A 14,173-nucleotide genomic window follows, 5' to 3' on the forward strand; every position below is an offset into this window, starting at 1 on the left:
TTTACTGATAAAGAAAAAGGGAAGAAAGCCGTTAAGCTTTTTTCCCTTTTTACGTTCCATGCTCTATGAAGGCAATACTGGGTTTTGCTGCTTCCTCTCGATGAAATAGCTTTTATACCAGCCAATAAATTCCTTAATGCCCTCCTCTATGCCCACACGAGGTTTAAAATTGGTGTAGCTAAAAAAGTCATCTACCTCGGCCCATGTTTTGGGGACATCTCCCGGCTGAATGGGAAGCATGTTCTTTTCGGCCTCAACCCCGAGCTGTTTTTCAATTTCGTGGATAAAATCCATCAGCTTAACCGGATTGCTGTTGCCAATATTGAATACCCGATAGGGGGCAAAACTTGTTGCCGGGTCGGGGTCGCTGCCTGTCCAAACGGTATTTGAAGTCGGCGGTTTGGGAATCAATCGGACGATGCCTTCGACAATATCATCAATGTAGGTAAAATCCCGTTCCATCTTCCCATAATTGAATACATCGATCGGCTCATTGTCAAGCATTGCTTCAGCAAACAAGAATAAAGCCATATCCGGACGTCCCCAGGGGCCATAGACGGTAAAAAAGCGCAAACCGGTTGTGGGGATGTTGAAAAGGTTGGAATAGGTATGAGCCATAAGCTCATTTGATTTTTTGCTGGCCGCATACAGACTCATCGGGTGGTCCACATTATCCGAGGTGGAAAAAGGCATATTCGTATTTGCGCCGTACACCGAACTGGAAGAAGCATAGATGAAATGCTTCAGTGAGTGGTGCCGGGCACTCTCCAGCAAATTCAAAAAGCCGATGATATTACTGTCGATATATCGGTAGGGATCTTTCAAGCTGTAACGCACTCCCGCCTGGGCCGCCAGGTTGATGACAATATCAAAATCCTCTTCACGAAACAAATGATCAATTGTCGATTTATCCTCCAGGTCGGCCTTGATGAATTGAAAATTCTCGTTGTCTGAACTATCAATCAAGGTGTTGCAGGTAATGCTGTCCTTTATGACTCCCAGTTCTTCCAGTCGGTCATATTTAAGGTCCACAGAATAGTAGTCATTGATGTTATCAAAACCAATAACCTCATGGCCTTCACTTACCAAACGTCTCGAAAGGTGAAATCCAATAAAACCTGCCGCCCCAGTTACTAGTATTTTCATATATTTTGCTCTCTAACTGTTGAAATTTTTGAGAATTGAACACTTCCTGCTGCACATTACAGACGTTTCAAAAAACGTGCCACAGTACAACCGCGCCCGGAACCGCCGTTGAAACGGTTCAGCATACATTCCACTTGCTTCACGGCTTCTCATCTCATGGCCTTACTACTCAGTGAGTAATTTTTACTACCCGTCGAGTAAATATTTACGAGGCATTCAGCTACCGAGGGGCTGTGCAGTACGGATCGTCTGCCCCGCGCTGAAAAATCCACAGGGGTACTAGCCCGCCCTGGACATCCCTGACTCCCGCCTCATCACATACTGTGCGATCCTGTCCCCGATCTCCAGGGAAGCCGTAGCTGCCGGTGAAGGTGCATTGCATACATGGATACTTCGCTCCCCATACCGGATCAGGAAATCGTCGACCAGGCTGCCATCCGGGTTCAGTGCCTGGGCCCGCACACCGGGGACTGATGCTATCAGGTCATCTGCCTGTATCTCCGGGATTAGTTTTTGAAGGCTTTTAACAAATTCAGCCTTGGACAAGGATCGATACAGTTCCCTGAAGCCTTCTTGCCAGTGCTCGCCGACAAGTTTCCAGAAACCCGGATAACTCAGGGAATGCCAGGCATCGGACGCCTCAAACGAAAACTTGGAATACCCTTCTCTTTTCAGGCTGAGTACTGCATTTGGCCCTGCATGGATGCTCCCATCAATCATCCTCGTGAAATGTACTCCGAGAAATGGAAATGAGGGATTGGGGACGGGGTAAACAAGATTATTTACCAAATAGCGTCGTTCCTCTACAAGCTCATAGTACTCTCCTCTGAAGGGGATAATGCGATGCTCCAGAGACACCCCGCTTTTTGATGCAATTATATCACTGTGCAGACCGGCGCAGTTGATGACGCAACCCGCCTCATACGATTCCCCCCCCGCATTGACGATACAGCGTTGCTCATCCTCGTGCAGGGAAGTAACCTGCTGCTCAAACAGAATTGTCCCGCCCTTCCGCTGTAGTTCTTCACTTAGCACACGGGCAACCTGCCTGTAATCTACGATGCCCGCTTCCGGCACATGCAGTGCTGCAATACCATTGACATGGGGTTCGGTCTCCTTGAGCTCTCTTCCTGAAATTTTACGCACGTTCAACCCATTCATTCTTCCCCTTTCCAGAAGGGTATTCAGATAGGGCAGTTCTGCCTTCTCAGTGGCAACGATCATTTTTCCGCATACTTCGCATGCAATATCAAACTGCCGACAAAACCTGACCATCCGCCGACTGCCCCGTGTTGCAAGTTTTGCTTTCTTGCTTCCGGGCTTGTAATACACTCCCGAATGAATCACTCCGCTGTTTCTGCCCGTCTGGTGCGTTGCTACTGCTTTCTCTTTTTCAAGTATGAGTACAGTAGATTCCGGACGTGCCTGCATAATAGCATAACCTGTGGCGAGGCCAACAATCCCTCCGCCCACAATTGCAAAATTATACATAATGGTTTCCTCCTTATGTTGATGGCCGCCAACTAAGTCCCTTCATTTTGATATCCATCGACTCTTGATCTGTTACCTCTTTTCTCTCGATTCTCCTGATGCTTTTATTGCCCGGACTACAAACTCATCATTTTTAACCCTCCAGGGCCATCTCTCTGAACCTGACATTGGATTCTATCAGATCGTAGTAACTACCCTCCTGGACAATTCGCCCCTCCTCCATGTAATAGAGCTTGTCACAATTCTTTACTGTTGTCAACCGGTGGGCAATCATGATCAGGGTCCGTTCCCCCCGCAATGATTCGATGGCACCGGTTATCTGCTTCTCCGTAATATTATCCAATGCGGAAGTAGCCTCATCCATTACCAGGACCTTTGGATTATGGTACAGCGCACGCGCTATTCCCACCCGCTGGCGCTGGCCGCCTGACAATCGCGTTCCATGTTCCCCTACAATGGTATCCAGTCCATTGGTAAGGCGATTAATCATCTCTTCCAACTGTGCCAGTCTAACAGCCCTCATGACTTTGTCGTCATCAATCATTGACTCTGGCAATCCGAAGGCAATATTTGAGCGCAAGGTTTCATCAGCCAGATAAATGGATTGCGGTATATAGCCGATATTCCGCTGCCAGGCTGAAATATTACCATTAACATCTATCCCATCGACAAGGATATCCCCGTCCTCCGGCTCCAAAAGTCCAAGTATAATATCTACAATGGTTGTTTTACCTGCCCCCGAGGGTCCCACAAATCCAACTGCTTTACCTCTTGGTATGCTAATTGAGACCTGTCTGAGGGCCTGTACATCACTTTCCGGGTAGCTATAACTCACATTCCTGATTTGTATTTCTTCATCAAGCTCCAACTGCTTGTCGTTTTTTCGATCAGCAAGAAATCTGGTATTATATTCTTCCAGGTCTTTGAGATCATGGTAGAGTGGCTCAAGGGAAACCATGTTATATCGCAGGTTTGTGTAGTTTGCAACCAACTGCTGAACCGATGGCATTAACCGGACCGTAGCCATGGCAAAAAGTGTCAATACTGGTATGATGGTTTCCATAGGCCGTTCCTGCCAAACCAGAAGTACAGAAACCAAAAGCATACCCAACACCGCTGTAGTCTCAACCACCGGCCGGGGAATTTGTTGGATAAACTTGATATATGTTAACAAGCGAGTACTTCGGAATGCCTCTTTACGGAATTTGTCAATGAACTCCTCTTCCCGGTTCAGTACGCGGGCGTCTTTTATGCCTCCCAGCCCCTGGTTAAGCGCCTTGATCATCTCTGCCCTGCGTACCTGTTCTTCCTCACCATACTCCTTCATTTTTCGTTTGTTAAGCAAAATAAATGTTCCAGCACCCAAGCCCGACAGGCTAATCACAAGAATTGTTATGAGGGGTTCCATCACAAATAGAAAGACAAGAATGGATAGAGCCATTACTCCTTCCCTGGTCATCCTTAACATGTTGGAGACCACATTATTGATAAACACATTCACCTCGTGGGTTATGTTTCTCAATAGTTCCGCTGTATTTCTTCCAAGGTGAAAGGTATATGGCGCATGCATATACGCCCGCATCATCCGGTGGCAGATGGTATACCTTCGGTTGTATACAAAGCGGGCCTCCAGGTAATTAAATGCAATGATATAGGCACTCTTAATAATAAAGATCCCGACCAGGCCAACGGAGCCCCAAACCAGGAGGTCCCGGGAGGTCTCAATGCCAAGCACGGAAAAAACAGATTGCAGCCATCCTATTTCCATTACACTCTCCGGATCTGCGATGATAGCCACAAAAGCGGGTATCATACCGATACCGGCCACTTCCATCACAGCGGCAATCAACATTAGCACTAAAAGGATAAGCAGTTTAACAGGATCCCCTTTGGGAAGGATATAGAATATTTTCTTCAGCGTTTTTGGTAACATCCAGTCTCTGGCTTTAAGCCCTTTTTTAAATATTTCTCGTTAATTACCGCGCAGGTTTTCAATAAGAAGTATGGAAGTCGCGATAACGCTTACCACCGGAGCAATGACACCCACATAATCGCCAAATGATGGTTTCCGTCTCACCTGGAGCGTCACGATATCATTATTCTGCAGATCAAATTCAAACATTTCCACTGGCTCCGGGTCCTGATACCGGTACCTGAACAAGGCCACATCCACCATCTTCCTGTTTTCATTATAGCGGGATACTTTTAGTTCAATTTGTGTTTTTGCCCAGTTTATATCCGATTCCCGTCCTCTCAGCTCGCTATAGCCAAAAGTATAGGAGATCAGCTCAGGCAGGGTTGTCTCCTCGGGTATGATATAGCGGCCTGCACTGTTTACGTCTCCCCAGACATTGACAGAATCCGTCAATTCTCCCATCTCCGCTACCCGTATATACCGGTTGCTCAGTCCCTCTGACGGAAACTGGGCGTATAATAGTGTCGGTCCGAATACAAGCAAGCCCGCAATGACAATGATATATTTAATTTTTCTATCCATAACTTTACGTTTAAATATTATTAGACTGCTCTTTTTTGCTTTAATCATCACTACCGGTAATCCTCGTAGTTGCTGTAAAGCGACTGGTAGTAACCATTCCCATAGTAACTGCCGGTCTCTTTTTTATGATCAAAGTCATTAAGAACAATACTGGTTACATTCGCATTGATTTGTTCAAGCTCTTCCATCGTACGAAACAGCATACCCCGATTTGTCTTTCTGTATTTTGCTACGACAACGGTTGCTTCTGCCTGTTTCAGCAGGGCTGTTGAATCACTGATAATTCCATATGGAGGAGTATCCAGAATGATAACGTCAAATACCTCCTGCATTTTTTTCAATAATTGTTTGAACCGCATGCTATTGCTGATAATCTCGGGCATTTCCGCATCCTTTCCGGCAGAAATCACTTTTAGTGATTCCACATCTGTATCCTGGAGCAATTGATCGAAAGGCAGGTTTCCGTTGAGATAGTTGGATAACCCTGTATCACCCGACAAGCCAAAATACTCGTGTAGCTTGGGTCGTCGAAAATCAGCCCCAATGATGAGGGTCCAGTATCCCTCTTCAGCAAATGCGATACCAAGGTTGGCGGCTACCGTTGATTTTCCGTCCCCCTTTTCGGCACTGGTGATGGCAATGGTTTTCGGCGGGGTCTCCCCATTCTGGTAGATAATATTGTTTTTAAGCCGTCTCACGGACTCTGAGGCAATGCTCATACGGTCCTGAAGCAATACCATTTCATCCGGTACTTTGCCACTGCCCGTATTGAATGACCTCCGTTTCCTTTTTGAAACTTTCTCAAAAGATGGGATGACGGTGAGCGGTGGTAGATAAACCGTTCTGAGCTGACCTACATTATTGATGCTGTTATCCCTGAACTCCTTGATTACAATAAATCCTACCGACAAAAAACCGCCCAGCATAATACCCACAATAACATAAATCTTTCGGTCCGGGCCTACAGGTGCATTCGGGACGTTCCCCTGGTCAATGATACGTCCAAAACCGAACTGGGATTGCCTCAATACAGCCATGTCAGCATGCTGGCGTAAAACATTCAGATAAAGTTCTTCATTTATCCTTACATCACGCTGCAGTTTTGCCAGTTTGACCATGCCTTCCGGCAGGGAATTAAAATTGGCATCCATTTCATCCTTGTGGGTTGCGAGTGAACTCTGCCTGGATTCCAGCTGTTTTTTCTGCATCCGGAGCTCGACCAGCCGGCCCTGAATCTGAGAAACCATTTGTGCCCGGTCTTCACTATTCATCCCCATGAACTCATCATCACTGGTGAAGAGTTTTTTCGATAGCTCGTCAATTTCCCCCTTGAGACGGGCGATCTCCTTGTCGAGATACTGAAGGCGCGAGGGAACCGGATTTCGTTGTCGAACCCCTGGATTTTTCGCAATAATCAATGACCGTTCCTGTTCCAGTCGGGCCATCATTTCCTGGGCGTTTCTTATCCTTGGCCCAACGGCTTCAGAGAATTGCTCCGAAAGTCCCGGTTTGATCTGCTCGAGCTGCTGTTCGTAGTTTGATATGTTCTCATTGACGGTTTCAAGCTCGGTCCGAATACGCTGTAGTTCGGCCTCTGTATCAGATTTCTGGGCAACCATTCCCGTAGCTTGCTCATCGACCTTGACAATGCCCGTGGCATCCATATATCTGCGGAGAGCTTGTTCAGAATTCTGCAATTTCTGTTGCAGTCGTTCTTTCTCCTTTTCAAGAAAATTTGCTGTTGACTGTGCAGCCCGTCGGTTTTGCTGAGTCGAGGTTTCAATATAGGTTTGCATCACCAGGTTCACGATCTTGGCAGCCTCATCAGGCGAAGTACTTGTATAGTTGATCCCCACAATGTCTGATTCTTCTTCCTTTGGCTCAATAAACCTAATCCCTCTTCGGATCCTGGTGGCTACCGCTTCTTGTGAGGCTTTCTCCAGATTCCCATTTTCATCCGCGTTCCAAAGAATAGGAAACGATCTACGGCCACCCGGCTCTTCTTCCATGAGTGCATCGGCTACCTGGAGGGAAAATTTCCTGGACTGCAGCACCTCTAACTCATTTTCAAATGTAGAACTTGTCCCCTGCCCGGAAGTCTGGGAAATAATTTTAGAAAGTTCTTCAGTGGGAGAAGTATCGGCCGAACTGATCAACAGCGAACCCGTACTTTGATAGGTCGGGGTAACGGTAGAGGCATAAAACCATGCTCCAACACCGCCTGCAATCAGGAAAAACATTATACTCCATTTGTACTTGAGCAAAGTTGCAATGATCATATGGGGATCAAGTCCATTGCTTTCTTTATTAGAAGCATAATCATGAGGAATGTACTGATACCGCTCTATTCCTTCTTGATTATTGTCGTCATGTTTTTGAAGTGAACTAGACATTTCCGAACCTTAAGTCTTAAGTTTTATCCTTTATTGCTTTACTTCTGACAGCTGAACACAGCTTTTGCCAGGTTATTAAATCAAATCTTGCACTTTGTAACAGCTCCTTCGTCATGTTCTCCCATATTTTTTCAGGAGTATTAACCAGCCAGCAGTGATCTGTCTGTCGTTGCTCTTACTGATCCATTGAACTTCTTCATTTCCTTATATGAATAGGTCGGGACCATTTCTTTCAGGTGCTCCCTTATAAAGGGTGTATTTCCATTCTCGAGGAGATGCAGCAAATCAGAAATTTTTTGTTCAAGCTCTTCAGTCGTTACTTTTCTGCTGCAAACCGCTTTAAAAATCTCCTTGTGCCGGGTTTCAGTAACCCCCTCCTCTGCATTTAACAGTTCTTCAAACAGTTTTTCGCCTGGCCGGAGCCCCGTAATTTGAATCTGGATATCTTTTCCCGGCTCCAGATTATGCAACCTGATAAGCTCCTTCGCCATATCCAGAATCTTCACCGGTTCTCCCATATCAAGTACAAAGACCTCTCCCCCTTGTCCCATAGACCCGGCCTGCATCACCAGCAGGACAGCTTCTGGAATCGTCATGAAATAGCGTTTCATCCGGGGATCCGTGACCGTGACCGGCCCCCCGTTGTTGATCTGCTCAATAAACAGCGGCACCACAGATCCTCTTGATCCCAGTACATTACCAAACCGGACAGAAATGAATTTCGTCAGGCAAGTGCCATTCTGTGCCATACAAACTTCTTCCGCGATACGCTTAGTTGCGCCCATCACGTTGGTGGGATTTACTGCCTTATCCGTCGACACCATCACAAACTTGTCGACCTCATGCTTGCAGGCAAGCGATGCAAGGGTATAGGTTCCGCCCACATTCACCTTGATCGCCTCCTCTGGAAAGCTTTCCATCATGGGTACGTGTTTATAGGCAGCAGCGTGAAAGATGACATCAGGCTCGATCTTTCCAAATATCTGGTCCATTTTAGATTCATCTGTGATGCTGCCCACATATGGAATGACCGTCGTGTCCCTGTCCTTGAATTCATTTTCAAGATAGAACAGTTCAGTCTCATCAATGTCCAGGGCAATTAATTTCTGTGGTCCCAGACTGGCGCATTGCCGAATCAGCTCACTCCCTATCGATCCGCCGGCACCAGTAACCAGTACGGTCTTTCCCTGTATGCTCGCTTTTATTGAATCCATGTCGATTTCAACCGGCTCTCGTCCCAGAATATCTTCAATACTTACATCCCGAATATGCCGGACTCCAACCGGATCATCCGTCAGGGAATGAAAAGACGGGAGGACCTTGATGTCCATGTCTGGACGAATTTCCTTGACTTCATCCACCAGCTTTTTCAGATCCTTTTTGGGTATTTCCGGAAATGCGATAATTAATAATTTTACAGGGTACTGCCGAATATGGTTAATCATTTCCTCCCTGCCCCCCAAATTGCGAACCCCGTGCAAAAGCAGGCCAGGCAGTGTCCGGTCGTCAAAAACTCCATATACCGACAAATCCCATTGATCATTCCGGAGAATATCGCGAAGTATTTGCTCTCCCATGCTCTCTCCGCCGTAAATAATCGTATGCTTTTTATTCTTCTTGGAGGGATTCACAAACTCACAGTACATTCTTTTACTAATTCTAAATCCGCCAATTCCCAATGTGGCACTGGTCAGGGTAAGAGTCGTAAATGCATATTCATAGTTTCCCGCATCCTGAAGAAACCGCATTATTACCAGTGAACTCATTCCACCGAAAATAACCGCCAGCACAATTCTGACCATCTCTCCCAAACTGGTATATCTCCAGGTTACCATATACATCTTGCATATTGTTAATCCTGCCAAGACCGAGCCTACGATGACCATGGTATGTTGAACGGGGAATGCTTTCACATTGGCCACAAACGGGGACAAAATCATATAGGCAAATGATGCTGATAACAGCAGCAGTACAGCATCCCCTATCAAAAAGAAAAGCCCTCTCGTAAATTTATTCCGATACTTGTACTTATCTTTATAAGACTCTATTTCCTGATGGTTTCCACTCATTTTCTCCCTTTTCCTACATTGAAATTGTTAATAAGAACATGCGCCGCACCAAATTGAGCTTCTATTTACATTCAAATAATTCAAACCATTTCATACATCGTGCTTCCTAATTGAAAGAAGCGTATCGACTTATCTTAATACTACAAGAGTTATGCCAATTCAGACGGGGTATGTAATCAACCACTGATTGTACGGTTAAAAAGTCCTTAGGTACGCATGATCCCACTTTCCTGTATGGGAACTGTTCTGCTACAAAAGCCCCTGATGATTTTCTACATCGCACTCCCCGGCAGTATGTGTTATATTTGTTCAGGTGATCGAGTAAAAATTACTCGATACGACCCTTTTATATTTTCATGGAATAAAGACTGACTATACAGTGTTTTCCCCCGTACCATGCTGATTCTACTGACTTCTGTATCTTCTTCACCTCGTGCGCTTATCAGAAGAGCCTATACAAGCTGCAAGCATTAGAAAAGGAAGCATCTGTCAATCCAGGAGATCATGAATGACACTAACAATTCGCTGACGATCAGAACTTGAAAGGTTACTCCCTGAAGGCAAACAAAGACCACATTCAAAGAGCTTGTCCGAAATGCCATTACCGTAATAAGGGAAATCGCTATAGAGCGGCTGCATATGCATCGGTTTCCAAAGCGGACGACATTCAATATTTTCCTCTTCCAGGGCCTGTCGAATATCTTCTCTTGTGACCCCCCCGGTCTCCTGGGGGTTGACAAGAACAGTAGTCAGCCATCGATTACTGAAATGCCCTTCCGGTTCTTTCAAGAAGTAAATTCCACTTGTCGCCATACGGGCTTTAAAACCAATACCCTGCCCCGTCTCTGCGCTATCTGAATCAAGCCAGTTCCCGTTCAGCTGCTCAAAATAATAATCATGATTCGATCGCCTGGCCGCTATATGTTCATCCAGAACCTTTATCTGTCCCCTCCCTATGCCAGCCACTATATTACTCATCCGGTAATTGTAACCAAGTTCTGAGTGCTGGTAATGAGGTGCCTTGTCGCGCGCCTGTGTTGCAAGAAACCGGGCTTTTGATATCAGTTCCTTCTGGTCACCCAATAAAGCGCCTCCTCCAGAGGTGGTGATAATTTTATTTCCGTTAAAGGAGAGCACTGACAATTCCCCAAAATTGCCACATCTCTTCCCCCCCGCAGATGATCCGAGTGCCTCTGCAGCATCTTCGATGACCGGGATATCGAATTTCCGGGCGACCTTCAGAATATCATCAACCTTGGCCGGCATGCCGTACAAGTGTACAACGATAATTGCCTTCGGTTTTCCGGCTGTTTCTCCATTCTTCTCCATACGGTCCAGGATGGCATGCTCTAAAAGCTGTGGATCCATGTTCCAGGTCTCCGGTTCCGAATCAATGAAGATGGGGGTGGCTCCCTGGTACCTGATCGGATTGGCTGTAGCAGCAAACGTAAGCGACTGGCAAATCACTTCATCTCCTGCCTGCAATCCACACAAAATAAGTCCCAGGTGCATTGCTGCGGTACCGGAGGTCACGACAGCGGCATGACTTCTGCCGGTGTAGTCCTGTAAATTCTTCTCGAACTGATCCACGTTTTCACCCAGAGGAGCAATCCAGTTTTTTTTGAATGCATCGTGAATATAGTCGAGTTCCTTCCCTCCCATATGAGGAGAGGAGAGGTAAATGCGAGATGTAGAATCGTCCATAATCAATTGTATAACTGTATTTTCTGATGCAGATGGTTTTCCAGCCGACTTTTGATAGGGGTATCCCTATTTAGCTCAACTGGAAAACATCTCCTCTCTTGTTGGAATACAAGAGTTATGCCAACTCAATACAGCTGGCTCATCTAGCCGGGCAAATAGCTGAATCAATAAGACTCCATCTCCTGTGAAGCGCTCACACACCCACTGGAAACCCAAAATTGTCAACCGAAAACAGGAAAGGGATATCTGTAGACAGTGTTACTTTTGTTCATCCGCGTGAGTAAATTTTACTTGGCCTGCGTCTTCAGTTGTTTCGAATTTTTCCCCTGCAGCCCTACACCCGTGTTACGATCATTTACAACAGCAGCCTCCCAGCACGACCGATCAATGCCCCTATACCGCTGCAGTAGAACAGGTATAAGCCGGATGGGATGGAACAAATTGCATGCGGCCGTGGAGATCCCGGGTATAAGGGGAAATGCCACACATTAAAATAGGTCCAACCATGCCATTTTGGACCTATTCTTGCATGATACAGTTACTGCAAGCCGAAGTAATTCAGAGCTTGGCCTATTGCATATGAGGCATAGCCAATTAGAATCCCCGTAGTCTGAGCCTTATATCGACGTGGGAAAATTTATGATAAATTATTAAACACGGAATTATAATGAATGGCTTTCATTTACGATCACTTCCAGCAGGCCTCCTACTAATCGTCCTGTCGGGACTTATTTATCCTGCAACTGCGCAATCAACAAATTTTGGAATAACTGGTGGCATGAATATCAGTTCTCACCTCAATGCATTCAGATATGTTAATGGGGATATCCGATTAAATCTGGACCCCAAAATAACAACCGGCTATTATGGCGGAATGATACTCCGGCAAAATATCTCGAAAGCTTTTCGTTTGCAGATGGAACCCTCCCTTACCCTTCTCGGAGCCAAATATGAAGAACCCTTCATGCTGCGCGGCTCGGAGCTACAAACCGACAGCAGAACAAAGCTGCTGTATATCCAGCTTCCGCTGGTACTGCAACTTTCAACCGTGCCTCCACAGCGTGTCGTTTACGGTCGTGATACCCCTAAAACCACCTATCATCTTACCGGCGGAGTTTTTGCCGGCTACCTGTTGGATGCCCGGTTCAAGGGTCAAAATACCGGAGCTCCCATTGGCATCTCATTTGAAGGAGAATTCTCCAATGATATCACTTCCCAGTATGCCGAATACGACGGAGGAGTCGTTTTCGGCATGGGAGTTGAACATGGCCTGAGAAGAAAAATTGGCCTTGAAGCACGTGCACAATATTCCGTTTGGGATTCCGGCAATGCAGAAGAACTGGCATTCTACCCGCACAACATGGCCGTAACCGTAGCTCTCTATTTTATTCTCTGAAATAATGGACGACTTTCAGTTGCTGAAAGCCCATGGTATATTTGTGCCCATTAGAATTCTGCGGTATCAGTCGGTAGTTTAATTAGAACCAGTTCATTCCTGTTAGTCACGGTCTGTTATTTAGCACCAGTAACATGGCGGTACCCTGCTTTTGAGATCTTTCCAAATCTAGGATCATCATTATCTGTCTAAAAGCCTGAAGTATAATTTAGGAAAGGAAGTTATTAGCTGGAAATGTCGATCTGCATATTTTGAAATGGCGTTTTTGGAAACCCGCACGTACTGGCTGAGAGTCGAGGGCTATTTCTAGATGATCCGGGTGCCAAAAGCCCCACATATACCGGAGGCGACCTTGACTTTCGATATAAAGGTAATAACCTATCCCCTTAATATTCTAGTTAACTGTAAGAGGTAACCAGATTCCATGTATTGTTCATATTTCATCAACATTTACCAGATGCTCTTGGCCAGTTCTTTCATGCTACTGTTTCAGTTTTTTTTAAAAAATGAGCCACTGTATTTATTTATTCAGTAAAGTGTAATTCATTATAGGTGTATCTAATGCTGAAAACGGTTTTCACTAACTAAAATTAAAGGTAGAATGTTATGAAAAATTTAACCGAAATGGATTTAATTGCATTGACTTATAATGAAACTATTCGTTTAGGAGGTGGGAGACTTGGCGCCCTCAGAAAGGGCTGGAAATATTTTAAGAAGTTTGCAGAATATACCGGTTTAGCTGACGCCACCGAGGATTTTGCTAATGGTTTTAGAGATGGTTGGAATGCATAACTATTGTCAAAGACATATAAATTATGAATACTCCAGAAGAAATAAACATTTTTGAATTAACCGAGAACGAATTAACATCAGTATACGGTGGCAGAAAGAGTTGGGCTTATAGGATAGGTTTTGCTACTGGGCGGCTTGCAAGACAAATCTGGGAAGATATTAAAACCTCACATAGAGCACGAGCTGAGGGTCAAATACAATCATATTAAATAACATCTTAAAGCGAGTTTCATCATCTCGTAAAGCATGACAAGCTTTACATTTTTATAACATATTCTATGCAATGAATAAATGATATGATATGCGCCAGTAAATTTCTGATGTAAAATCATGAGATTTTATCCAATATTTTATTATAGATTTTACAGCTGGCCGCAACGTTAACTGAAGATGCTTTGTCATTAATCAGTCATTAACATCTAAAGCCATTTATATCATTACATAGCTAAGTGGTCCGCCTCCAGGCTCCCACGGTAGGGAGCTTAAAATAGATAAATCTAATCTGAGCAAATTTTAGATATGTGTAGTCGTGGGACTGAGAGGCCGACCATTATATACCGGATCTTCAAAACATCAGGTGGAGGTCTTATGCAAAAAATTGTCCGCTAATGCCTGAAACAAGTCTGCCGTATTTTACATGGGAAAAGTTGATTCGCAAATCATCAGTTCACAGATATGGTTTGCA

The 14,173-nt window shown here is 45.2% G+C and carries 10 protein-coding genes; 3 read left to right on the forward strand and 7 right to left on the reverse strand.

Annotated elements, in window-relative coordinates:
• Nucleotides 1–63: 63 nt before the first annotated feature.
• The 7 genes from FN808_RS02710 to FN808_RS02740 form a co-directional block, all read right to left on the reverse strand.
• Nucleotides 64–1,146, reverse strand: coding sequence for an NAD-dependent epimerase (locus FN808_RS02710; RefSeq protein ID WP_142713014.1), 1,083 nt, complete (start codon nucleotides 1,144–1,146; stop codon nucleotides 64–66).
• A gap of 279 nt (nucleotides 1,147–1,425) precedes the next feature.
• Entirely contained in the window at nucleotides 1,426–2,637 is a 1,212-nt protein-coding gene (gene lhgO, locus FN808_RS02715; protein ID WP_142713015.1) for an L-2-hydroxyglutarate oxidase, read from the reverse strand.
• Nucleotides 2,638–2,770: 133 nt separating this feature from the next.
• Nucleotides 2,771–4,570, reverse strand: coding sequence for an ABC transporter ATP-binding protein (locus FN808_RS02720; RefSeq protein ID WP_142713016.1), 1,800 nt, complete (start codon nucleotides 4,568–4,570; stop codon nucleotides 2,771–2,773).
• Between the two features lie 39 nt (nucleotides 4,571–4,609).
• Nucleotides 4,610–5,134, reverse strand: a complete 525-nt coding sequence (locus tag FN808_RS02725; protein ID WP_142713017.1) for a hypothetical protein — start codon at nucleotides 5,132–5,134, stop codon at nucleotides 4,610–4,612.
• 50 nt (nucleotides 5,135–5,184) lie between these two features.
• On the reverse strand, nucleotides 5,185–7,527 hold the full coding sequence (locus FN808_RS02730) for a GumC family protein (protein ID WP_142713018.1): 2,343 nt from the start codon (nucleotides 7,525–7,527) through the stop codon (nucleotides 5,185–5,187).
• 140 nt (nucleotides 7,528–7,667) lie between these two features.
• Nucleotides 7,668–9,596, reverse strand: a complete 1,929-nt coding sequence (locus tag FN808_RS02735; RefSeq protein WP_142713019.1) for a polysaccharide biosynthesis protein — start codon at nucleotides 9,594–9,596, stop codon at nucleotides 7,668–7,670.
• 489 nt (nucleotides 9,597–10,085) lie between these two features.
• Nucleotides 10,086–11,300, reverse strand: a complete 1,215-nt coding sequence (locus FN808_RS02740; protein WP_142713020.1) for a DegT/DnrJ/EryC1/StrS family aminotransferase — start codon at nucleotides 11,298–11,300, stop codon at nucleotides 10,086–10,088.
• 667 nt (nucleotides 11,301–11,967) lie between these two features.
• Here FN808_RS02740 and FN808_RS02745 point away from each other — a divergent pair.
• The 3 genes from FN808_RS02745 (at nucleotide 11,968) to FN808_RS02755 (ending at nucleotide 13,697) form a co-directional block, all read left to right on the forward strand.
• On the forward strand, nucleotides 11,968–12,696 hold the full coding sequence (locus FN808_RS02745) for a porin family protein (protein ID WP_142713021.1): 729 nt from the start codon (nucleotides 11,968–11,970) through the stop codon (nucleotides 12,694–12,696).
• Nucleotides 12,697–13,302: 606 nt separating this feature from the next.
• A complete protein-coding gene (locus FN808_RS02750; RefSeq protein ID WP_142713022.1) occupies nucleotides 13,303–13,488 on the forward strand; it encodes a hypothetical protein in 186 nt (61 codons plus the stop codon).
• Between the two features lie 23 nt (nucleotides 13,489–13,511).
• The gene (locus FN808_RS02755; RefSeq protein WP_142713023.1) at nucleotides 13,512–13,697 is read left to right on the forward strand and encodes a bacteriocin; all 186 of its coding nucleotides are present in this window, start codon (nucleotides 13,512–13,514) and stop codon (nucleotides 13,695–13,697) included.
• The last annotated feature ends 476 nt before the right edge of the window (nucleotides 13,698–14,173 follow it).

This window comes from Fodinibius sediminis (assembly GCF_900182555.1).
Classification (GTDB): domain Bacteria; phylum Bacteroidota; class Rhodothermia; order Balneolales; family Balneolaceae; genus Fodinibius; species Fodinibius sediminis.